Raw genomic sequence first — 22,604 nt, forward strand, 5'->3', positions numbered from 1 at the left:
TCTGACCACGGCGGCCCCGGATATTTTTCAGCTGTATTGAATATCGAGATTTCAATGAAAAAGGAAACCTTATGGGTGGCCGGGATGCCGTTCGCCCTGATGTCGCTCGGTCTGCCACGAGTGGCCATGTCCGAGCCGGTGCGGACCTTGACGCCCGTGGTGGTCACGGCGCCCGCCGCCGACGAACCGCTGGTGGTCCGCACCGATCCGAAGGCGCCTCGCCAACCCATTCCCGCTCATGACGGCGCGGACTTCCTCAAGAGCATTCCCGGGTTCTCCGTGATCCGCAAGGGCGGTACGGATGGCGATCCGGTCCTGCGCGGGTTTTCCGGTTCGCGCCTGGGCATTTTGCTGGATGGCCAGGAGATCTATGGCGGCTGCGGCGGGCGCATGGATCCGCCCACCGCCTATGTGTACCCCGAGTCCTATGACCGGGTCACCGTCCTTAAAGGGCCGCAATCCGTACGCTACGGCGCGGGCCAGTCCGCCGGCGTCGTCCTGTTCGAACGCGATACCCGGCGGATGGAGTCTTTCGGCTGGAAGGCCAACGGCAGCCTGACGGCCGGCAGCTTCGGGCGCAACGACCAGATGGCCGACGTGCAGGTAGGCGGCCCGCAGGGGTACGTGCGGGCGGGCGGCACCCGCGCCCAGGCCGACGACTACAAGGACGGCGACGGCAACCGGGTGCATTCGGAGTATCTGCGCTGGAGCAGTCATGCCGCAGTCGGCCTGACGCCGGACGACAAGACGCGGATCGAACTCTCGGCCGCGTTGAGCGATGGTCGCGCCGCCTATGCCGACCGAAGCATGGACGGGGTGAAATTCCGCCGCGAGAATGTGTCGTTGATGTTCGAGCGCAAGCGCATGGGAGGCTTTGTCGATGAAGTGGAAGGCCGCGTGTATCAGAACTATGTCGATCACGTCATGGACAACTACACCTTGCGCAAGCCGGACAAGATGTACATGGCCAGCAACCCCGATCGCCGCACGACGGGGGGACGGCTCAGCGCGACCCTCAGGCCCGCCGAGGCCTGGAAGGTCGTGATTGGCGGAGACACCCGCCAGGACGTGCACCGTTCGCGCGGCGGCAAGGGCATGACCGAAACTGCCGCGACCGATGGGTATCTGGATGCGGCCAGGGTCGAGGACATGCGCTTCCGGCAGTATGGCCTGTTCAGTGAGAGCACCTGGTATCTGACCGATGCGGATCGGGTCATCGGCGGGGCGCGAGCGGACTGGCACGAAGCCCGTGACCAGCGCCCGTCGGGCGCGTCGGCGACGGCGGGGACACGGGACGATCGGATCTTGCCCAGCGGGTTTCTGCGGTACGAACGGGATTACGGCGGCAACAGCACCTGGTATGTCGGCCTTGGCCATGCCGAGCGTTTTCCGGACTACTGGGAACGCATGAAGGGCGGTTCCGACGGCGGCAACAGCGCCTTTCTGTCCACCCGCCCCGAAAAAACGACCCAGCTCGATCTGGGCACGAACTGGCGTAGCGGCCCGTTCGGTTTGTCCGCCTCCGCGTTCTATGGGCAGGTCGATGATTACATCCTGATCAATTGGGATCGGAACATGACGCGCAACGTCGATGCGACGGTCATGGGCGGTGAACTGGAAGGCTCGTGGCAGTTCGATCCCGCCTGGCAGGCCGTATCCAGTCTGGCCTACGTATTTGGCCGGAACCGCACCGATGGCAAGCCATTGGCGCAACAGCCGCCGCTGGAAGCGCGTCTAGGGTTGAACTACGCTCAAGGGCCTTATTCAGCCGGCGTGCTGTGGCGCGTGGTTGCGCCCCAGAACCGCTATGACGAGGGCTCCGGCGGAATCGTCGCCAACGGCAAGGACCTGGGGCCCACGGGCGGATTCGGCGTGCTGTCGTTCAACGCAGGCTGGCGTCCGCACAAATCGGTGCTGCTGACGGCGGGAGTCGACAATGTGCTGAACAAGACCTATGCCGAGCATCTGTCCAAGTCCGGTGCCGACATCCCCGGCAACGCGTCGTTCGTGAATGTCCGTATCAACGAACCCGGCCGGGTCTTCTGGCTGAAGGCGCAGATTGCGTTGGAGTGACGTGATCGGGTGATCCCCGGGACATTCGCCCGATCCCGGCTACAAGACGTAGGCTACTTGCCAGGCATGAGGGGGTATCGGTACAGTGTCCGGACCCCCTACACTGGCTGACATGTTGATTCATCCCAGCTATCGGGCCGATGCCCGCCGCGCCGTTCGTGTCCTCAGCGCATCGACACTGTTGCTGCTGGTGTTTGTCGCGGCACTCTGGCTGCCGGCGGGCTGGCGGGAAGTCAGTCATTTCCAGTTGCTGCATATCGCTGCCGAAACGCTCTCCGTGGCAGTTGCGTCGCTGATTTTTGGCGTCATCTGGAGCAGCCGGCGCGAAGGATTACCGGGCAATCTGCTGCTGTTGGGCAGCACCTTCCTGGGTGTGGCGGTGCTGGACTTCCTCCATCTCGTGTCCTACCCGGGGATGCCCGATTTCATCACGCCGGGCAACGCCGAGAAGGCCATCTACTTCTGGTTCCTGGCGCGCTTGTTCGGCGCACTGGGGCTTCTGGCGGCCACGTGGCTGCCCTGGCGGGAAAGCCGCAGCCGGATCCCGTTCGGGGCGCAGGCCATCGGCGTCCTGGCGCTAGTCGCGGCGCTGACGATCCTGTACTTCCAGTGGGTGGACCGGATCCCGCGCACCTTTGTGCCCGGCCAGGGGCTGACGCCCTTCAAGATCCTGCTGGAATATTGCCTGATTACGCTCTATCTGGTGGCTGCGGCGCGCCTGTGGTGGACTCTGAAACAGCCGTGCCGCTTCAACGCCGGCGACCTGCTGATCGCCGCCGTCATCATGGCGCAGGGCGAATACTTGCTCACGCTGTATTCGGGCCTGACGGACATCTATCTCCTGGCGGGGCATCTTTACAAGGTGCTGGCCTATGTCTTTTTGTACCGCGCGGTGTTTGCCGAATCCGTCCAGTACCCCTATGCGCTGTTGCGCGACTCGCGGGAGCAATTGCGCGCTACGCTGGACGCCTTGCCCGATCTGGTGTTCGAAATGGACCTGGAGGGGCGCTACCTGGGAATCCACACCAGCCGCCCGAGGGATTTGTCCCTGCCGGCGGATCAGTTGATCGGCAAATCGGTGCATGACATCATGTCGGATCAGGATAGCGGGACGGTGCTCGAAGCCCTGAGGGAAGCCAAGCTCCAGGGCCAGTCCCGGGGCAGAATGATCACGCTCGAGATATCCAGTGGCGGGAAACATGAGTTCGAGCTTTCGGTGGCGCGCAAGGCCGTACCCTTGGGACATGCACCGCGTTTTGCGGTCATTTCGCGCGACGTCACGGCGCGCCTGAAAAGCGAACAGGCCTTGCGCACGCTGTCGACCGCAGTCGTGCAAAGTCCCGGTTCGATCATCATCACCGACCGGCAGGGGCGGATCGAATTCGTCAACGAAGCCTTCACCCGCATCAGCGGCTACACGGCCCCGGAGGTGCGGGGTCGCAACCTGCGCCGCTTGAAGCCCGGTCGCACGCCAGCCGCCACGATCCGCGCGATGTGGGCACAGCTGGCGCAGGGTAAAGCGTGGCGGGGTGAATGGATCAATCTCAGCAAGACAGGCCGGGAATATATCGAATCGGTGCTGATCTATCCGGTGCGCAACGCGCAGGGCGAGGTCACCAATTATCTGGCGCACAACGAGGACGTAACCGAAAAGCGCCAGGCGCTCGAGCGCATCCGCCTGCTGTCGCACTATGACCAACTGACGGGCCTGCCCAATCGCATTCTGTTGCGCGAGCGCTTCGAATATGCGATCGGGCAGGGCGATGAGCTGGCAGTGCTCTGGATCGACCTGGATCACTTCAAGGCCGTGAACGATTCGCTCGGCCATCACGTCGGAGATGCCCTGCTGCAAGAAATGGCGCGTCGTCTGCGCGCCTGGCTGTCTGACCCGGCCTGCCTGTCGCGGTATTCGGGGGATGATTTTGTCGCGATCCTGCCGGGCGCCGACCGGCAGCGGATTACCGCCCGCAGCGCCGATCTGTTGCAGGTGATTTCCAGGCCCCTGCGGCTGGCCGGGCAGGATATCTTCATGTCCGCCTCGGTCGGGATTGCCTGTTATCCGGATGACGCGGTGGAATTCGACGTGCTGTTGAAAAGCGCGGAAACCGCCATGTACCGCGCCAAGGAAGAGGGACGCAACCGGGTGGAATTCTTCACGCCCGAAATGCAGGTGCACGTCAGCCGTGAGCTTGCCCTGGTCAATGCCCTCAAACAGGCGGTGGATCGCGGCGAACTATCCCTGGTCTACCAGCCGCAGGTGTCGTTCCTGGATGGCGGCATCCGGGGCGCCGAAGCCCTGCTGCGCTGGGACTCTCCCCAATGGGGGCGGGTCACGTCCAGCGAATTCATCCCCATTGCCGAGGCCAGCGGCCTGATCATTTCCATCGGCGACTGGGTGCTGGAGACAGCCCTGCGCCAGCTGCGCCAGTGGCTCGACCGGGGGCTGCCGGCCATGACCGTGTCGGTGAACCTGTCCGCTGTGCAGTTCACCCAGCACGATCTGTCCGATCGCATCCGGCGGGTTCTCGAGGAAACGAGGGTCCCGGCCGAATTGCTGCAGCTGGAGCTGACCGAGGCGGTTGCCATGAAATCACCCGAGATGGCTGCTCAGCGGATAGAGGAGCTGGCCCGGTTCGGGGTCCGCTTCGCCATCGACGATTTTGGGACCGGCTATTCGTCGCTCAGCTATCTGAAGCGGTTCAGACTGCACGAGCTGAAGATCGATCAGTCCTTCGTGCGCGACATCGATGTCGATCCGGACGATCAGGCGATTGCGGCCGCCATCATCCAGCTGTCCCGCAGTCTGGGCCTGCGCACCGTCGCCGAAGGCGTGGAGACCGTGGAGCAGATCGAGTTCCTGCGGGGCCATGGTTGTGACGAGGCGCAGGGCTATTACTACAGCCGGCCGCTGAAGGCCGGGGAATTCGAGGCGTTCGTCCGACGGCACATTGCCGGCAGCCCAGATCTTCCCCGCTGACCGGGTGGTGGTGTGCCGTCCGGCCGGCCGCCGCGACGGCGGGTAACGAACGGCCCTGCGGATCAGGCGATCCGTTCCCAGATCGTCATTTCCGACAGAGTGTGCTGGAATTTGTGCCGCGTCTCGCGGATGACAAACGGTACGTCGATGGGGGCCGAGACCAGGCGGAAATGCGCGCTTAGGTGTTCGTGCAGACCATCGAGCGTGGTGTAGTTTTCCGCGTCCTTCTTGAAGCCGCCGATCCAGGCCTGACGTGGGGTGTGTTCCTCGAGCCAGGTGTAGGGCGAGGCGATCACCAGCAAGCCGCCGATGACGATGCGTTCGTGGATCTGGTCCAGGAAACGCGCCGGGTCGTATAGCCGGTCGATCAGGTTGGCCGCCAGTACCAGGTCGTAGTTTGTGAACTGGGGCTTCAGGTTGCAGGCATCCCCCTGGAAGAAGTCTACCCGTCCCGCGGTGTCCTGCAATCCCAGTTCGCCCAGCGTGCGGGCTTTGTAGGACACGAGATCGCCTTCGTCGGTCAGGGTGTAGCGCAGCTGGCCGGACTGGATCAGCTGCACGCCCTGATTGATGAATCGGGCGGAAAAGTCCACGCCTGTGACGTGATCGAATGCACGGGCGAGTTCGAAGCTTGCCCGGCCCGATGCGCAGCCCAGATCCAGCGCCCGGCGCCGTGGACGGTCACCCATGGCGTCGATGGCCCGCTGCGCCAGGGCCCGCGAAAAATTGGGCACGCCAAAATAGGTGTCGCCGTAGTGGAATTCCGCATACTCGGACATGAGCTTGTCCGTTTCGTAGTAGGCTGCGGGCGCCTCGGCCGGCGCATGGGAAATCACATAGCGAAAGCCCGCATGCTGGAAGAAATGGCGCCGGAAGGCATAGCGGGATGCCCGCACCGCCTCGTTGCCGCAGGAAATCCAGGAACCGCCCTTGATGAGGTTGTGCCGCCCGTCGAAGGTGGGGGTGGTGAAATCGTCGTAGATCGGGTGGACGTCGAAGCCGTTGAATGGATAGGTGGGGGTTTCCGTCCATTGCCAGACGTTGCCCACCACGTCGAACCAGTCGCCGTGCGCATGGCGGTCCACCGGACACGACGAGGCGCCATGATCCAGATGCAGATTGGCTGCGCAGGGCTGGTCATCGGGATCGCGCAGGCCGGCCTCGTCGTAGAGGCGATACCACTCGTCTTCCGTGGGCAGGCGCACCGGTTGGCCGGTTTCGGCCGCCATCCAGTTGCAGAACGCCTTGGCTTCCAGGTAGTTGACCTCCACCGGCCAGGACCAGGGCATGGGGATTTCGCGGGTCATCAGCCGCAGGGACCAGCCCTGGGTCTTCTTGATCCAGAACGTCGGGTGTTCGGCCTGGCTGTAGGCCAGCCACTGCCGGCCTTCTTCCGTCCAGTCGCGGTGGTTGCGGTAGCCGCCGGCCTCGACGAAGGCCAGGAATTCCTGGTTGCTGACCAGATAGCGGCTGGCCTGGAACGATTCAATGGTGGCGGTGTGCTCGCCATATTCGTTGTCCCAGCCGTATTGCGGGTCGGTGAAGGCCTTGCCGACCCGCACGGTGCCGGCCGGTACGCGGACCGGTTCGTTGCGGGGGGCTGTGCCGCCCGTATCGGCCTGAGGTTCCCAGCCCTCGGCGGCCCGCATGTATTTCAGCGCGTGCTGGCGCATCAGGACCGACGATGTTTCCAGGTGGATGCGCTCGTGCTCGACCCCCATGATGATGGCCCACCAGGGGCTCCGCCAATCGATGGGCGATTGCAGGGGGGCATGGTCGATCAGCTCGCAGACGAGCTGGCGCACACGGTTGCGGTAGGCCCGGACCTCGGCCACTGTCGGCCATTCGTAGTGGGCGTCGTTCAAGTCGTCCCAGCTCATTTCATCGACGCCGACGGCGAAGATGGACTCCAGGCGCTGGTCCAGACGCTGGTCGATCAGGCGGGTGAGCAGCAGTTTGTTGACGAAGAAGGTCGCGGTATGCCCGAAATAGAAGATCAGCGGGTGGCGCAGGGCGATCGGCTTGATGAAATAGGCTTCGTCGTTGGCCAGACACTGGAACAGCGATTCATAGCGGTCGAAGGTTTCCAGAAAATACTGCCGGATGGAAGCGCGTAGCCGGTCGGTATCCGGGTCGGCCAGGTTCGGCGTGCGCATGAATCGTTCCGAAGGTTCGGCAGCCGGTGTGGGCGACAGGGGAGAGGTCATCGAAGGCATATCAGTATCCAGGCAGGTCCGCGGCAGGAAGACGACTCTTTAGGCTACCACGATAGGTCGAGGTCGAACGGGTCGCCGGGGCTGCCCATATGGACACCATATCCCGGCGTTCGTCTCGTGTGTTGGATGCGGTCCGGCCGGGATGCGTTTCAGGATGCGACTGCCGGAAGACGGTGGCACTTTCGTCCGAAGCGGAAAAGTGCTTAGATGGAATAATCATAAGCGTAGACTGCATGTGCCAGGATGCCCGGGAAGTCAATCCAGTTTGACCCTGTTCGCATCAGGGATGACCCTGATACGATATTTGAAATATCGCACAATGGGCATTTTTGCCGGAAAGGATCAAGATGGCTCGCATCGTTCTGTTCGAAAACATTCATGCCAGCGCCAAGGAAGTCTTCGTGGCCGCCGGGTTCGACGATATCGTCACCCATGCGGGTGCGCTGACGGGCGACGCCTTGCGCGAGGCGCTACGGGGTGCGCACGCCGTCGGCATCCGTTCCCGGACCCATCTCGACCAGAGCGTGCTGGCGGATCTACCGGACTTGCGCGTGATCGGCTGCTTCTGTATCGGCACGAACCAGGTGGACCTGGAAACAGCCGCCTTGCGTGGGATCCCCGTCTTCAACGCGCCGTTCTCCAACACCCGCTCGGTGGCGGAACTGGTGCTGGGCGAGACCATCCTGCTGCTGCGCCGGATCCCGGAAAAGAACGCTCGCGTCCATGAAGGCTTCTGGGACAAAACCGCCGACGGCGCCTACGAGGCGCGCGGCAAGACGCTGGGGATCGTCGGTTACGGCAACATCGGCTCCCAGGTCGGCATTCTGGCCGAATCGTTCGGCATGCGTGTGCTGTATCACGACATCGAGGCCAAACTGCCGCTGGGCAACGCCCACGCCACCAGCTCGTTGAAAAAATTCCTGGGCCAGGCCGATGTGGTTACACTGCACGTGCCGGGCGGCAAGGACACCACGAACCTGATGGATGCCGAGGCAATCGCGGCCATGAAGCCGGGCAGCATCCTGATCAATGCGTCCCGCGGCACTGTGGTGGATATCCCGGCCCTGCAGCGCGCCCTGAAGTCCGGCCACCTGTCGGGGGCCGCCATCGACGTGTTTCCGACCGAACCCAAGAGCCGCGACGAGGCACTCGACAGCCCGCTGCGGGGCATGCACAACGTGATCCTGACCCCGCACATCGGCGGCAGCACCCAGGAATCCCAGGAAAACATCGGCCGCGAGGTCGCTGAAAAGCTCAAGCGCTTCATCAGCAGCGGCACGACCAAAGGCACGGTCAACTTCCCGGAAATCGCCTACCACGAGCAAGAAGGGTCGGCCCGGATCATCCACGTCCACCAGAACGTGCCGGGTGCCATGGGTGCGCTCAGCAACCTGATGGGCGAGTTCGGCCTGAACATCGTCAGCCAGCAACTGCAGACGCGCGGCAAGATCGGTTATGCCATCACCGATGTCGATGGCGATGTCACCGACCAGGTGATCGAAGGGCTGCGCCGCCACCCGATCACGATCCGCTGCGATCGCGTCTGACGGTCATCTCCATTCCGTCTTCAAGGCCGTGCCGCTTTTGGGCACGGCCTTTTTCTTCCTGACCAAGACCTTACTGAGGAGGTAGTCTTTACCGATCAAGGCACTTATACTGGGCTCGTTTCGCCCGATCACGCGACCCATTCCAACGGTTGGCCGGTCAGGGATTTCCTGGATCGGAAATCCGAGCCGGTTTGATCCAGATCAGCGTCCTTATCTGCTGTAGGGATTTATCGTTAGGGTCCCTGACACAGGAGTCCCCCGCATGAGCAACCTGCCTGATGCATCGCCCAAATCACGACAGAGCCGCCTGCTGACGGTCTGGACCCCCGAAGATCAGGCATTCTGGGAACGGGAAGGCAGCGCTATCGCCAATGTCAATCTCTGGATTTCGATCCCGGCCCTGTTCCTGGCCTTTGCGGTCTGGCAAATGTGGAGCGTGGTGGCGGTCAATCTGCCCAATCTGGGCTTCAAATACACAGAAAACGAACTCTTCTGGCTGGCCGCGCTGCCGGCGCTGTCGGGCGCGACGCTGCGCATCTTTTATTCGTTCATGGTGCCGGTGTTCGGCGGGCGGCGCTGGACGGCGCTGACGACCGCCAGCCTGCTGCTGCCCACCATCGGGGTGGGCCTGGCGGTCCAGGACCCGAACACGCCTTATTCCACCATGCTGCTCCTGGCTCTGCTGTGCGGTCTGGGTGGTGGCAACTTTTCCTCGTCGATGTCCAACATCAGCTTCTTTTTCCCCAAGGAACGTAAGGGTTCTGCGCTGGGCCTGAATGCGGGGCTGGGCAATCTGGGGGTTTCCTCGGTGCAGTTCCTGGCACCGCTGGTAATCACCATGGGTGTCCTCGGGCCATGGGCCGGCGATCCGCAGATGGCGCAGCTGTCCGGCGCCCATGGCGGCCCGACCGAGGTCTGGGCGCAGAATGCGGCGTTCATCTGGGCGCCGTTCATCATCATCGTGTCCATGCTGGCCTGGGTGGGCATGCACGACATCGCCGATGCGAAGGCCTCCTTTCGCGAGCAGGCTGTCATCTTTCAGCGCAAACACAACTGGATCATGTGCTTTCTTTACCTGGGCACTTTCGGATCCTTCATCGGCTTTTCCGCCGGGTTTCCGTTGCTGATCAAATATCTGTTCCCGGCCATCCGGCCCCTGCAGTACGCCTGGCTGGGGCCGCTGGTGGGGGCCATGGCCAGGCCCTTCGGCGGCTGGCTGTCCGACAAGCTGGGGGGCGCCCGGGTGACGTTCTGGACATTTTTCTGGATGGTCCTGGGGGTGCTGGGCGTCATGGCGTCGCTGCCCAACGGCCAGTCGCCGGGCAGTTTCTTCGGGTTTCTGCTGGCGTTTCTCTTCCTGTTTTTCATGACCGGCATCGGCAATGGCTCCACCTTCGCCATGATTCCAGTCATCTTCAATACCCTGGCGCAACGCCGCCATGCCGCCGGATCGCCCGCGCAGGCCGAGGCCGAAGGCGCCAAGGAATCCGCCGCTGTGCTGGGCTTCAGCGGCGCCATGGGCGCCTATGGCGGGTTCTTCATCCCCAAAAGCTTCGGCACGTCCTTCAATCTGACGGGTACCCCGTACGCGGCGCTGGTGTTCTTCGTCGTGTTCTATGCCGTATCCATTGCTGTCACCTGGTGGTACTACTCGCGCCGTGGCGCGGAAATTCCGTGCTGATCCTCGATCGCCATGCTGACCCCAGGCATCCGGCCATCCGGCCGATGCCTGCCTGACCTCTTTCCAACGGAGTGACAATCGTGAGCCATTTCATCGATCGACTGAAGTATTTTTCCCGCCAGAAAGAGCCCTTTTCGAATGGACACGGCAATGTGGTCCACGAAGACCGCACCTGGGAAGACGCCTATCGCAATCGCTGGCAACACGACAAGATCGTCCGCTCCACCCACGGCGTGAACTGCACAGGTTCCTGTTCCTGGAAGATCTACGTCAAGGGCGGCATCGTCACGTGGGAAACCCAGCAGACGGACTACCCCCGCACCCGTCCCGACATGCCCAACCACGAACCGCGAGGCTGTCCGCGCGGCGCGACCTTCTCCTGGTATCTGTACAGCGCCAACCGGGTCAAATATCCGATGTTGCGCGGGCGCCTGGCGCGTCTGTGGCGCGAACAGCGCAAATCCATGGGGGCGGTGCAGGCCTGGGAATCCATCGTCACGGATCCCGAAAAATCCAAGTCCTACAAGTCCATCCGCGGCCTGGGCGGTTTCGTGCGTTCCACCTGGGACGAGGTCAACGAGATCATCGTGGCCGCCAATATCCACACCATCAAGCGGCACGGCCCCGACCGGATCGCGGGGTTTTCCCCGATCCCGGCCATGTCCATGATTTCCTACGCGTCGGGCAGCCGCTATCTGTCGTTGCTGGGTGGGTCGCTGCTCAGTTTCTACGACTGGTACTGCGACCTGCCGCCGTCCAGCCCCCAGACCTGGGGCGAGCAGACCGACGTCAGCGAATCGGCCGACTGGTACAACTCCACCTTCATCATGCTCTGGGGCTCGAACGTGCCGCAGACGCGCACGCCCGATGCTCACTTCATGGTCGAGGCCCGCTATCGCGGCGCCAAGGTCATTTCCGTGTTTCCGGACTATGCCGAAGGCGCGAAATTCGGCGATCTGTGGATTCACCCGAAACAGGGGACCGACGCCGCCCTGGCGCTGGCCATGGGCCATGTGGTCCTGAAAGAATTCCACCTGGCGGGCAAGAGCGCGTATTTCGACCGCTATTGCCGTCAATACACCGATATGCCGTTCCTGGTGCGCCTGGTGCGCCAGGGCGACCGCTACGTGCCGGACCGCAAACTGCGGGCCGCCGATTTTGCCGATCGTCTGGGCCAGCAGAACAATCCCGAATGGAAAACCGTCGCCTGCGACGAAAACACGGGCGAACTGATCGTTCCCCAGGGTTCGATCGGGTTCCGCTGGGGCCAGAAGGAAGGCGAGGACGCCGGCAAATGGAACCTGGAATTCAAGGATGCCCGGGGTCACGAGGTCAAGCCGCGCCTGACGCTGCTGGGTTCCCAAGACGAGGTCGTGCCGGTCGCCTTCCCGTATTTCGGCGGCGTGCATCATGATTACTTCAAAGGGACGGACCACGACGAGGTCCTGGTGCGCAATCTGCCGGTCAGGCGGGTGCAGACCGCCGAAGGCGAGGTCCTGGTGACGACCGTCTTCGATCTGTTCGTCGCCAACTACGGGATCGATCGCGGCCTGGGCGGCGACAACGCGGCCTCGTCCTACGACGATGACGTGCCCTACACGCCGGCCTGGCAGGAACGCATCACCGGCGTCCCGCGCGAACAGGTCATCACCGTGGCGCGCCAGTTCGCCGACAATGCCGACAAGACCGAAGGCAAGTCCATGGTCATCCTGGGGGCGGGCCTGAACCACTGGTACCACATGGACATGTCGTACCGGGGCATCATCAATCTGGTGTCGATGTGCGGTTGCGTAGGCCAGTCCGGTGGCGGCTGGTGCCACTACGTGGGCCAGGAAAAACTGCGCCCGCAGACCGGCTGGACCATGCTGACATTCGCCCTGGACTGGCTGCGCCCGCCGCGCCACATGAATGGCACGTCCTTTTTCTATGCCCACTCCGACCAGTGGCGCTACGAAAAGCTGCAGGTCTCCGAACTGCTGTCGCCGCTGGCGGATCCCTCGAAATACCAGGGCAGCCTGATCGACATGAACGTGCGCGCCGAGCGCATGGGGTGGCTGCCCACCGCCCCCCAGCTGCAGACCAATCCATTGCAGGTCGTGCGCGACGCCCAGTCGGCTGGTCAGGACCCGAAGGACTACGTGGTCAAGGGCCTGCGCGACGGCAAGCTGAAATTCGCCTGTGAAGACCCGGACAATCCCGACAACTTCCCGCGCAACCTGTTTGTCTGGCGGTCCAACATCCTGGGTTCGTCCGGCAAGGGGCACGAGTATTTTCTCAAGCACCTGCTGGGCACCCAGCACGGTGTGCAGGGCAAGGACCTGGGCGAAATGGGCGCGGGCAAGCCGCTCGAGGTCAACTGGCGCGACGACGCCCCGCAGGGCAAGCTCGATCTGCTGGTGACGCTGGACTTCCGCATGTCCACCACCTGTCTGTATTCCGACATCGTGCTGCCGACGGCCACCTGGTACGAAAAGAACGATCTGAACACGTCCGACATGCATCCCTTCATCCACCCGCTGTCGGCGGCTGTGGACCCGATCTGGGAATCGCGCAGCGACTGGGAAATCTACAAGGATCTGGCGAAGAAATTCTCCGAACTGGCGGCCGATGCCGACCTGCCCGACGAGGACCTGGTGCTGCAGCCCATGCAGCACGATTCCCCGGGCGAACTCACCGACCCCTACGCGGTGCGTGACTGGCACAAGGGGGAATGTGATCTGATCCCCGGCAAGACCATGCCCAACCTGATGGTCGTCAACCGCGATTACAAGCACATCTATGAACGCTTCACGACGCTGGGGCCGCTGGCCGAAAAATTGGGGAACGGCGGCAAAGGCATTTCCTGGGACACCAAGGAAGAAGTCGAGTTCCTGCGCAAACTGAACTACAAGGAACGCGAACCGGGCGTCGGCCAGGGGCAGCCGCGTATCTTCAGCGATATCGATGCCTGCGAGACCGTGCTCACGCTGGCCCCGGAAACCAACGGACACGTGGCGCTGAAAGCGTGGGAATCCCTGTCGAAGATCACCGGCCGTGACCATACCCACCTGGTGAAATCCAGCGAGCACGAGAAGATCCGCTTCCGCGACATCCAGGCCCAGCCGCGCAAAATTTTGACTTCGCCCACGTGGTCGGGGATCGAATCCGACAAGGTCAGCTACAGCGCCGGCTACACCAACGTGCATGAACTGATCCCCTGGCGTACCCTGACCGGGCGCCAGGAACTCTACCAGGACCACCCCTGGATGCGCGATTTCGGCGAGGCCCTGTGCGTCTACCGCCCGCCGGTGGATACCAAGACGATCAAGCCCATGCTCGACAAGCAGTTCAGCAATGGCGAGCCGCACGTAGTGCTGAATTTCATCACGCCGCACCAGAAATGGGGGATCCATTCCACCTATTCCGACAACCTGATCATGCTGACCTTGTCGCGTGGCGGCCCGATCGTCTGGATGTCGGAAATCGACGCGGCCAAGGCCGGCATCGTGGACAACGACTGGATCGAGGTCTTCAACGTCAATGGCGCCTTGGTGGCGCGGGCGGTGGTCAGCCAGCGCGTGCCCGAGGGCATGACAATGATGTATCACGCCCAGGAAAAGATCGTGAACGTGCCGGGGTCGGAAATCACCGGCAAGCGCGGCGGGATCCACAATTCCGTCACGCGCACGGTCGTCAAGCCCACGCACATGATCGGCGGCTACGCGCAACTGTCCTATGGCTTCAATTATTACGGGACGGTCGGATCGAACCGCGATGAATTCGTCGTGGTCCGCAAACTGAAGAAAGTCGACTGGATGGACGAAACCCACGAAGTAGCCGCCCAGACGCAGGCCTGAAGGAGTCGAAAGCATGAAAATTCGCGCACAAGTCGCCATGGTCCTGAATCTGGACAAATGCATCGGCTGCCACACCTGTTCCATTACGTGCAAAAACGTCTGGACTTCGCGTGAGGGGATGGAATACGCCTGGTTCAACAACGTCGAAACCAAGCCGGGGGTGGGCTATCCCAAGGACTGGGAAAACCAGGACCGCTGGAACGGCGGCTGGCGGCGCAAGGCCAGCGGCCGTATCGAGCCGCGCCAGGGAGGCAAACTCAAGCTGCTATCGCGCATCTTCGCCAACCCGAACCTGCCGCAGATCGACGACTATTACGAACCCTTCACCTACGATTACGAATACTTGCAGAAGGCCCCCGAGCGCAGCACGCCGCCGGTGGCCCGGCCGCGATCGCTGATCACTGGCCAGCGCATGGAAAAAATCGAATGGGGGCCGAACTGGGAAGAAATCCTGGGCGGTGAATTCGCCAAGCGATCGAAGGACTACAACTTCGAGGCCGTGCAGAAGGACATCTACGGGCAGTTCGAAAACACCTTCATGATGTACCTGCCGCGCCTGTGCGAACACTGCCTAAACCCCACCTGCGTGGCCAGCTGTCCGTCGGGATCGATCTACAAGCGTGCCGAGGACGGCATCGTCCTGATCGATCAGGACAAATGCCGCGGTTGGCGCATGTGCATCTCCGGTTGTCCGTACAAGAAGATCTACTACAACTGGAAGTCCGGCAAGGCCGAAAAGTGCATCTTCTGCTACCCACGCATCGAGGCGGGCCTGCCCACGGTCTGTTCGGAAACCTGTGTGGGGCGCATCCGCTACCTTGGCGTGTTGCTGTATGACGCGGACAGCATCGAGGCGGCCGCCAGTGTGCCCAACGAAAAGGACCTGTATCAGGCGCAGCTGGATCTGTTCCTGGATCCGTTCGACCCCGAGGTCCGGCGCCAGGCGCTGGCCGACGGGATCCCGGAAAACTGGCTGGATGCCGCCTGCAATTCGCCGGTCTATAAAATGGCCGTCGAATGGAAGATCGCCTTCCCGCTGCATCCGGAATACCGCACGCTGCCGATGGTCTGGTATGTGCCGCCGCTGTCGCCCATCCAGTCGGCCGCCAACAGCGGCCAGATCGGCGCCTTTGGCGAGATCCCGGACGTCAAGTCCCTGCGCATTCCGTTGCGGTATCTGGCTAACCTGCTGACGGCGGGCAACGAGGCCCCGGTCGCCGTGGCGCTGGAACGCATGCTGGCCATGCGCGCCTTCATGCGGGCGCGGTCCGTCGATCGCCAGGAACGGCATGACATTCTCGAACAGGTCGGGCTGTCGCTGCATCAGGTCGAAGACATGCACCGCTATCTGGCCATCGCCAACTACGAGGACCGCTTCGTGGTGCCCACGGCGCATCGGGAACATGCCGAAAACGCCTTCGAGATCCGCGGGGGCTGCGGCTTCACCTTTGGCAATGGCTGCTCGGGCGGCACTTCGGACGGGTCGCTCTTCGGCAAGCCGCGCAACAAGCGCAAGCCGAGCGTAGTGTTCCTCGACCCGGCGCGCACGGCGTAACGGAGACCACCATGGCACATACCTTGACCACCCAGGACTCGCCGGTGTTTTCCGTCCTGTCCGTGCTGCTGGGCTATCCGGAACAGGACTGGCTGGATGCCTTGCCGGAATTGTCCGCCGCCGTGCCCGTGCCCGTGCGCCAGCGCCTGGACCCGTTGTTCACCTATCTGCAGGACTTTGACGACCTGATCGAACTGCAGGAACAGTACGTCGCCACCTTCGACCGGCGCGCGGCGCATTCCCTGCATTTGTTCGAACACGTCCATGGCGAGTCCCGCGACCGGGGTCAGGCCATGGTCGATCTGCAGCAGGAATACCTGAAGCATGGCCTGGAGCCGGCCTCGACCGAACTGCCGGACTACGTGCCGCTGTTTCTGGAATTCCTTGGGCAGATTCCGCCGGCGGCGGCCCAGGAACTGCTGGGCGACGCCATCCATGTGCTGGCCCGCCTGGGCGACAAACTGGGCGAATCCGGCAGCCCCTATGCCAGCCTGTTCGCGCAGTTGCGCGTCATGACCGACGTGCGGCCCGAGGTCCTGCCCGATCCGCCTGAAGGCGAGATGGAGGAAACCATGATCACCTTCGGCCCGCAGGCCGATGGCACCGAGCCGCTGCTGATGCGCCGTCCGGGCGACGGCGCGCAACCCCTCGTTTTCCATCCGCCCCGTTCGCGGGCCAGCCGCCCGGACGGCACCCAGGCCTAGGAGACCGCCATGAACGATACGCTTGATCTGTTTTTCTTCGGGGTGTATCCCTACATCGCCCTGACCGTGTTCTTCCTGGGCAGTCTGGTGCGTTTCGAACGCGAACAGTACACCTGGAAAAGCGATTCCAGCCAGCTGCTGCGCCGGGGCTCGCTGCGCTGGGGCAGCAACCTGTTTCACGTCGGGATCATCCTGCTGTTCTTCACCCACCTGGTCGGTCTGCTGACCCCGCCGGCGGTCTACCATATTTTCGTCACCACGCAGGTCAAGCAACTGATGGCCATCGTCGTCGGGGCCATCCTGGGCGTCATCTGCCTGATCGGCCTGGTGCTGCTGATCCACCGCCGCTGGTCGGAGATCCGCCTGGCGCACAATTCCAACACGTCCGACTGGGTCACGCTGCTGTGGATCCTGCTGGTGCTGGGCATGGGGCTGGCCACGCTGTTCACCTCGGTGCAGCACACGAATGGCGAGGTCATGGTGCAGCTGGGTGAATGGTCACAGCGCATCGTGACCTTCCGGGCCGGGGCCGTGGGCGCGCTGGAAGGTGTTCCGCTCGTCTACCGCATCCACATGGTGCTGGGCATGACGCTGTTCGTGATTTTCCCGTTCACGCGGCTGGTGCACGTGTGGTCGGGGTTCGCGTCCGTCACGTACTTGGCGCGGGCCTGGCAGCTCGTGCGCCCGCGCGGCTGATCCGGCGGCTGGTGTCCTGTTCGGCTGTTCCAGACATTCGGATTCGGATGGACGGCGCAAACGCCGGATCTGAGTCCGAGCATTCAGCGAACAGGACACCGGAAGGTCGATCTACGATTTTTCCAGCCATGCCTGGAACATCAGGATCCCCCAGAGCTGGGAATGCCGGTTCCGCCGTCCGCTCAGGTGTTGCTCCCACGCGTGCCGGATGCGTGACGGGTTGAAAAACCCTTCCCGGCGCAAGCGCGATTCGTCCAGCAGAGATTCGGCCCAGTCGCGCAGCGGCCCGCGCAGCCACTGGCCGACGGGTACGCCGAATCCCATCTTCGGCCGTTCGATCAGTTCCCGGGGCACGTGCCGGTACAGCACCTGTCGCAGGATCCATTTATTGACGCCGTCGCGCCGCTTCAGATCCTGCGGAATGCGCCAGGCGAATTCCACGACCCGGTGATCGAGCAGCGGCACGCGGCTCTCCAGCGATACGCCCATCGCGGCCCGATCGACCTTGACCAGAATATCGTCCGGCAGGTAGGTGATGGCGTCCAGCGCCATCAGGCGCTGCACGGAACTCAGGCCCTCCAGCGGCGGGGGATTGCCCCGCAGACAGGTGGTGGGTTCCCGTCCGCCGATCACCAGGCCGGCCGGTTCCCAGCGGGTCAGTGCCTGCAGGTACACGTCATCGATCCGGCGGGCGGCCAGCATGCCGGCCGCCTTGTGCAGTTTCGCGCCGACGTCGGCCTGACGTAGCGACTGGGGCATGGCGGGCCGCAGTGGCCCCAGCAGGGTGTTCCAGGCTTCGGGCGGCAGCGCGCGCATCCCCCATGCGGCCAGCAGGCGGGCCGCATGGGGCCAGCGTGATACGCGCTGCCAATGCCGTTCGTTGCGTATGTAGCGGCCGTAGCCGGCGAATAATTCGTCGCCGCCGTCGCCCGATAGCGAGACCGTGACCTTCTGGCGCGCCAGCTGCGACACCAGAAAGGTCGGGATCTGGGAGGAGTCGGCAAAGGGCTCGCTGTACAAATCCGGCAGCCTGGGGATCACGTCCAGCGCCTGTTGCGGCGTCACGTACAGTTCGGTGTGGTCCGTGCCTAGATGCCGGGACACTGCCCGCGCATGGCCTGCCTCGTCGTAGCCGTCCTCGTGGAAGCCGATCGTGAAGGTCTTGACCGGCCGGCTGGATTGCGACTGCATCAAGGCTACGATGGCCGAGGAATCGATGCCCCCCGACAGGAACGCGCCCAAGGGGACGTCGGCGAGCATCTGCTGGCGCACGGCGGAGCCGATCAGCCCTTCCAGCGCATCGGTGGCTTCCTCCGGGGATCCGGTCCATGGATTCCGGACGCCGGCGACGGCGACCTCCGGCAGCGACCAGTACCTGTCGATGCGTGGCTCGCGCTGGTCCAGGGACACGGTGAGCAGACATCCCGCCGGGAGCTTGAAGATGTCGCGGTGGATGGAATAGGGGGCGGGAATGTAGTTGTGCCGCATCAGCAGACACAACGCGTCGCGGTCGATCTCCGCCCTGAAGGCCGGATGCCGCCGGAGCGCTTTGATCTCGGAGCCGAACAGGAAGCAGGCACCTTCGCCCTGGCCTTGCCAGCCGTAGTACAACGGTTTTTCGCCCAGGCGGTCGCGTGCCAGGGTCAAGACCCGTTCCTGGCGGTCCCAGACGGCGAAGGCGAACATGCCGACGCAACGTTCGATCGTCGCCCTGATGCCCCAGGCCAGGAAACCGGCCAGCAGGGTTTCCGTATCCGAGTGGCCGCGCCAGGGGTGCTCGCCCGCCGGCAACCGGCCGGTTTCTTCCAGTTCCCGCCGCAGATCCAGATGGTTGTAGATTTCGCCATTGAAGGCGATCGTGTAGCGCCCCGTCGGGCAGGCCATGGGCTGGTGTCCGGCCGGCGACAAATCCAGAATCGACAGGCGCCGGTGAGCCAGGCCGATGCCGGCCCGGTCGCTCCAGAGGCCGAAGTCATCCGGGCCGCGAGAGATGATCGCGTCGGCCATGCGTGTCAGCACCGCGCGGGCGGCATCCTGGTCACGGGCCTGCGTTGCGCCTAAAAACCCTGTAAAACCGCACATCAGGGATTCCTCTTGATCTTCAATTTGATATGGAGCAACCTGCTCCCAAAGTTTGAGGAAGCATAATCCCATAAATCGCGCGCCAGGAGCTTGCATGATCACCGTCAACGACACCACCATCACCGAATCCGAGATCCTGGCCGAGGTGCCGAACCACGAGCAGGACGCCAATCCCCGACTGGCCGCCGGACAGGAACTGGTGCTGCGCGAACTCATTCGCCAGCGCGGTTCGGAACTTGGTTTCAATGACGATGGCCATGAACCCCTGCTGGCATCCGTGCTGGGGCACGACGTGCGTACGCCGCAGGCCGACGAGGCCAGCTGCCGGCGCTATTACGATCAGCATCCCGACGAATTCCGCGAAGGCGACTTGGTGGAGGTCTGGCACGTGCTGTTCCAGGCGACGTCGGGGCTGGACGTGCAGAAACTGCGGTCGCGGGCCAATCTGCACCTGGCGGAACTGCATCGCAAGGGCGTCGGGCATTTTGCCCAGTACGCGCGGGAATACTCCAACTGCCCTTCGGGGGCGCAGGGCGGATCTCTGGGCGAACTGACCCGGGGCGAGATGGTGCCGGAATTCGAAAAGGCCGTGTTCGCGATGCCGGCGCATACGCTGGCGGGCGAACTGGTGGAAACCCGGTTCGGCTTCCACATCGTGCGCACGGGGCGCAAGGTCGAGGGCCATGTGTTGCCCTTCGAGACCGTGCGGGACAAGCTGGCCGCCTGGCTCGAGGAATCCAGCTACCGCCGTGCGGTCCATCAATATCTGCAGCAGCTGGTCGGGGCCGCGCGGATCGACGGCATCCCCATGCAGGGCTCGGATTCGCCGCTGGTGCAGTGATCCGGCTGGTGGCGCCAGGCTTTCAGCCTGAGCCTCAGGCCTTGACCCTCGCGCGGGCCTTCGGGCTGGATATTGTGACTTGCGTCGGCATGGATGGCGGCATCACATCGGCCAGGGTGTGCTTGTCCAGATAGTCCATGAAGGCGCGCAGCGCGCCGGCGATGACCGGCTTCAGCCCGCAGTGTCCGGTCAGGATGCAGTGATTGTCGGCGCCCATGCATTCGACCAGCGCAAGATCGTTTTCCATGTCGCGGATCAACGCCCCCAGGGGGATGTCGCGCGGTTCGTGCGCCAGTTCCATGCCGCCATGCTTGCCACGCACCGTGCGGATCCAGCCGTGCTGGCCCAGCCGGTGCGTGATCTTCATCAGGTGCGGCTCTGAAATGCCGTAGAACTGGGCGATTTCGGCGATGGTGCACAGCCGGTCGCGGTGGTCGCTGAGATACATCAGCAGCCGGACCGCGTAGTCGCTCATGTTGGTCAGGCGCATGGCTTGTGTCCGTCCTGAGCCTATCGGGCCTGGGCGGGCTGGGCCACCGTCTTTTTGGGCGCCGCCACGGAGGCGGGTTTGTCCGGGCGGGCGCGGATCAGCATCGGTGCGAAGCGCCACAGGTACAAGCCCAGGCACAGGATCCAGGCAGCCGCCGCCAGATGCAGCAGATGCACGCTGATCGCCGAGGGCCACAGCGCCGCCAGCCGCAGGGCGGCAGCCAGCAGCATCAGCCAGTAACTGGCCAGCATGCTGCGATCGAGCGCCAGCGGGCGTCCCAGGTGACCCAACGCCGTGCGTGTGAGCATCCCGATGATCAGGACGCAGAATCCAGCCATGCCGATCAGGTGGACATGCGTGGCGCTGCGCGCCAGCACGCCGTGCAGCAGCGCCGGATCGAACAGGTGGCTGATCTGGAAGGCGGCGGCGAGCAGGCCGATGCCGATGAAGGCATAGCCCAGGTACAGGATCCACAGCATGGGCTTGCGCAGCACCGCCAGGGGTTGCCAGTACAGCAGTTGCCCCAGGCTGATCAGGCCGGTGATCAGCAGGCTGGCCGCCATCACGAGCGGCAGCGGATGCGGGGCGCTGCCCGGCGTCATGGGGATGCCGGTCAGCTGGATCAGCACGCCCGCGATCAGCGCCAGCACGCTGAAGACCATCTGCACGTGGCCCGATCGGGTCAGCATGGGGATCTTCAGGCCCGGTACCATGCGCATGGAAAAGAAGGGGATGACGCGGCGTGCGATCAGCAGCGCAATGACGGCCATGCCGATCAGGCCCAGGTCGAAGCGTTCCATCAACAGGGCGTAGTCGCCCTTCAGGGCCGCCAGCAGGTACAGCAGGTCGGCCAGACCCAGCGCCAGGATCAGCGCGGGCAGCCCGTAATTGCGCCGGCTGCGGCCTTTGACCATGACCCGCGCCAGCGCGGCGGCGGCGCCCAGGAAGAACAGCAATTCGGCGGCGGTGGCGATCCAGAATCCGGTGAGGCCGCCCAGCAGGAAACCGACACGGGCAATGCACCAGAGGATGCACAGCGTGCCGAGCGCGCGGCCCTGAAGGGGATTGAAGCCGGTCCAGGTGGCACTGGCCGTCAGCAGGAAGCCGACCGCGATGGTGATGATGAAGCCCCACAGCATTTCATGGGCATGCCAGGCCACCAGCGACAGCGGCGCGCCCAGCAGTTGCGGCGCATAGATCCACAGTGCGATCGAAATCACCGCCCAGCCGACGCCCGCCATATACAGCGGGCGAAAGCCCAGCGCCAGAAATGCCTTCATGGACGGGCGGGCAGGCGTCGCTGAAGGCCGTTCTTCAATATTGAGCAGGCGGGACATGGTGGTCGAATTCCGTGACGGGTTGATCGGGTTGATGGCTGATCTGGTAGCCGTACCACAGGCTGCGGGCGATGCGGCGGGCGAAATCCTGCGCCTGCGCGACGAAGGCCGGGTTGTCGAATTCTTCCAGCGTCTGGCTGAACAGGCCCAGCCAGTGGGTGAACATGGGGCCTTCCAGGCCGGGCAGCGCCACATGGCGCGGCATCGGGGTGCCGCTGTAGGTGCCGGTGCGCCGCAGCAGGGAAGACCAGAAGCGCACCATGCGTTCCAGGTGTTCGTCCCAGTCGTCGATGTGGGCGTCGAAAATCGGCCCGAGGACTTCATCCTGGCGCACGCGGCGATAGAAGTGGTGGACGAGTGTGACGATTTCGTCTTCGGTGCAGACCAGGGAGTCGTCCATGCGGGTGCCGGGTTCCGGGTTAAAGGTTCATATTATAGGAATCTTCATGGCGGACCGCAAAGGGAGAGGGCGGGACGGCTCGCGCAGCCCCAAAGCTGGCTGCCATGCGGGACCATCGGGTATCATCAACGTCTTGTCGGGATTTGCTGGAATCCCTCTGTTCCATCCG

Annotated in this window: 14 protein-coding genes; 9 read left to right on the plus strand and 5 right to left on the minus strand. The window is 63.5% G+C overall.

Annotated elements, in window-relative coordinates; all coding sequences use genetic code 11:
- The first annotated feature begins 54 nt into the window (after positions 1-54).
- The gene (locus ABCV34_RS15135; RefSeq protein WP_345797044.1) at positions 55-2,073 is read left to right on the plus strand and encodes a TonB-dependent copper receptor; all 2,019 of its coding nucleotides are present in this window, start codon (positions 55-57) and stop codon (positions 2,071-2,073) included.
- Between the two features lie 112 nt (positions 2,074-2,185).
- The gene (locus ABCV34_RS15140; RefSeq protein WP_345797045.1) at positions 2,186-5,050 is read left to right on the plus strand and encodes an EAL domain-containing protein; all 2,865 of its coding nucleotides are present in this window, start codon (positions 2,186-2,188) and stop codon (positions 5,048-5,050) included.
- Positions 5,051-5,112: 62 nt separating this feature from the next.
- On the opposite strand, the gene ovoA is transcribed toward ABCV34_RS15140, so the two are convergent.
- Positions 5,113-7,266 carry a 5-histidylcysteine sulfoxide synthase gene (ovoA, locus tag ABCV34_RS15145; protein WP_345797046.1) on the minus strand — a complete coding sequence of 718 codons (2,154 nt, stop codon included), beginning with the start codon at positions 7,264-7,266 and terminating at the stop codon, positions 5,113-5,115.
- Positions 7,267-7,613: 347 nt separating this feature from the next.
- On the opposite strand from ovoA, the gene serA reads away from it, so the two are divergent.
- The 6 genes from serA (at position 7,614) to narI (ending at position 17,285) form a co-directional block, all read left to right on the plus strand.
- On the plus strand, positions 7,614-8,813 hold the full coding sequence (gene serA, locus ABCV34_RS15150; protein WP_345797047.1) for a phosphoglycerate dehydrogenase: 1,200 nt from the start codon (positions 7,614-7,616) through the stop codon (positions 8,811-8,813).
- A 262-nt stretch (positions 8,814-9,075) separates the two neighbouring features.
- Positions 9,076-10,494 (plus strand): NarK family nitrate/nitrite MFS transporter, encoded by a 1,419-nt coding sequence (locus tag ABCV34_RS15155; protein WP_345797048.1) that lies wholly within the window; start codon positions 9,076-9,078, stop codon positions 10,492-10,494.
- Between the two features lie 80 nt (positions 10,495-10,574).
- Positions 10,575-14,330, plus strand: a complete 3,756-nt coding sequence (locus tag ABCV34_RS15160; protein WP_345797050.1) for a nitrate reductase subunit alpha — start codon at positions 10,575-10,577, stop codon at positions 14,328-14,330.
- A 13-nt stretch (positions 14,331-14,343) separates the two neighbouring features.
- On the plus strand, positions 14,344-15,885 hold the full coding sequence (gene narH, locus ABCV34_RS15165) for a nitrate reductase subunit beta (protein WP_345797051.1): 1,542 nt from the start codon (positions 14,344-14,346) through the stop codon (positions 15,883-15,885).
- Between the two features lie 11 nt (positions 15,886-15,896).
- Complete coding sequence (gene narJ / locus ABCV34_RS15170) at positions 15,897-16,589, plus strand: nitrate reductase molybdenum cofactor assembly chaperone (RefSeq protein ID WP_345797052.1); 693 nt, start codon at positions 15,897-15,899, stop codon at positions 16,587-16,589.
- A gap of 9 nt (positions 16,590-16,598) precedes the next feature.
- On the plus strand, positions 16,599-17,285 hold the full coding sequence (narI, locus tag ABCV34_RS15175) for a respiratory nitrate reductase subunit gamma (protein WP_345797053.1): 687 nt from the start codon (positions 16,599-16,601) through the stop codon (positions 17,283-17,285).
- A 111-nt stretch (positions 17,286-17,396) separates the two neighbouring features.
- Here the strand turns inward: narI and asnB are convergent, their stop codons facing one another.
- Positions 17,397-19,367, minus strand: coding sequence for an asparagine synthase (glutamine-hydrolyzing) (gene asnB / locus ABCV34_RS15180; protein ID WP_345797054.1), 1,971 nt, complete (start codon positions 19,365-19,367; stop codon positions 17,397-17,399).
- 94 nt (positions 19,368-19,461) lie between these two features.
- Here asnB and ABCV34_RS15185 point away from each other — a divergent pair, with 94 nt between their 5' ends.
- On the plus strand, positions 19,462-20,208 hold the full coding sequence (locus ABCV34_RS15185) for a peptidylprolyl isomerase (protein ID WP_345797055.1): 747 nt from the start codon (positions 19,462-19,464) through the stop codon (positions 20,206-20,208).
- A 34-nt stretch (positions 20,209-20,242) separates the two neighbouring features.
- On the opposite strand, the gene ABCV34_RS15190 is transcribed toward ABCV34_RS15185, so the two are convergent.
- From ABCV34_RS15190 to ABCV34_RS15200, 3 genes are read right to left on the minus strand one after another with little or no spacing between them, the layout of a single operon-like run.
- Complete coding sequence (locus ABCV34_RS15190) at positions 20,243-20,698, minus strand: Rrf2 family transcriptional regulator (protein WP_345797056.1); 456 nt, start codon at positions 20,696-20,698, stop codon at positions 20,243-20,245.
- Positions 20,699-20,718: 20 nt separating this feature from the next.
- Positions 20,719-22,035: an NnrS family protein gene (locus ABCV34_RS15195; RefSeq protein ID WP_345797057.1), complete on the minus strand. Its 1,317-nt coding sequence runs from the start codon at positions 22,033-22,035 to the stop codon at positions 20,719-20,721.
- Positions 22,013-22,435, minus strand: coding sequence for a group III truncated hemoglobin (locus tag ABCV34_RS15200; protein WP_345797058.1), 423 nt, complete (start codon positions 22,433-22,435; stop codon positions 22,013-22,015). The genes ABCV34_RS15195 and ABCV34_RS15200 overlap by 23 nt, the downstream gene beginning before the upstream one ends.
- Positions 22,436-22,604: the final 169 nt, after the last annotated feature.

Source organism: Castellaniella sp. MT123 (assembly GCF_039614765.1).
In the GTDB taxonomy this organism is placed as follows: Bacteria; Pseudomonadota; Gammaproteobacteria; order Burkholderiales; family Burkholderiaceae_B; genus Castellaniella.

What these genes read in the sequence shown, in the direction of transcription:
- ABCV34_RS15135 (WP_345797044.1), top strand. Translation starts at nt 55, where the DNA reads ATGAAAAAGGAAACCTTATGGGTGGCCGGGATGCCGTTCGCCCTGATG.
- ABCV34_RS15140 (WP_345797045.1), top strand. Translation starts at nt 2,186, where the DNA reads ATGTTGATTCATCCCAGCTATCGGGCCGATGCCCGCCGCGCCGTTCGT.
- ovoA (WP_345797046.1), bottom strand. Translation starts at nt 7,266, where the DNA reads ATGCCTTCGATGACCTCTCCCCTGTCGCCCACACCGGCTGCCGAACCT.
- serA (WP_345797047.1), top strand. Translation starts at nt 7,614, where the DNA reads ATGGCTCGCATCGTTCTGTTCGAAAACATTCATGCCAGCGCCAAGGAA.
- ABCV34_RS15155 (WP_345797048.1), top strand. Translation starts at nt 9,076, where the DNA reads ATGAGCAACCTGCCTGATGCATCGCCCAAATCACGACAGAGCCGCCTG.
- narH (WP_345797051.1), top strand. Translation starts at nt 14,344, where the DNA reads ATGAAAATTCGCGCACAAGTCGCCATGGTCCTGAATCTGGACAAATGC.
- narJ (WP_345797052.1), top strand. Translation starts at nt 15,897, where the DNA reads ATGGCACATACCTTGACCACCCAGGACTCGCCGGTGTTTTCCGTCCTG.
- narI (WP_345797053.1), top strand. Translation starts at nt 16,599, where the DNA reads ATGAACGATACGCTTGATCTGTTTTTCTTCGGGGTGTATCCCTACATC.
- asnB (WP_345797054.1), bottom strand. Translation starts at nt 19,367, where the DNA reads ATGTGCGGTTTTACAGGGTTTTTAGGCGCAACGCAGGCCCGTGACCAG.
- ABCV34_RS15185 (WP_345797055.1), top strand. Translation starts at nt 19,462, where the DNA reads ATGATCACCGTCAACGACACCACCATCACCGAATCCGAGATCCTGGCC.
- ABCV34_RS15190 (WP_345797056.1), bottom strand. Translation starts at nt 20,698, where the DNA reads ATGCGCCTGACCAACATGAGCGACTACGCGGTCCGGCTGCTGATGTAT.
- ABCV34_RS15195 (WP_345797057.1), bottom strand. Translation starts at nt 22,035, where the DNA reads ATGTCCCGCCTGCTCAATATTGAAGAACGGCCTTCAGCGACGCCTGCC.
- ABCV34_RS15200 (WP_345797058.1), bottom strand. Translation starts at nt 22,435, where the DNA reads ATGGACGACTCCCTGGTCTGCACCGAAGACGAAATCGTCACACTCGTC.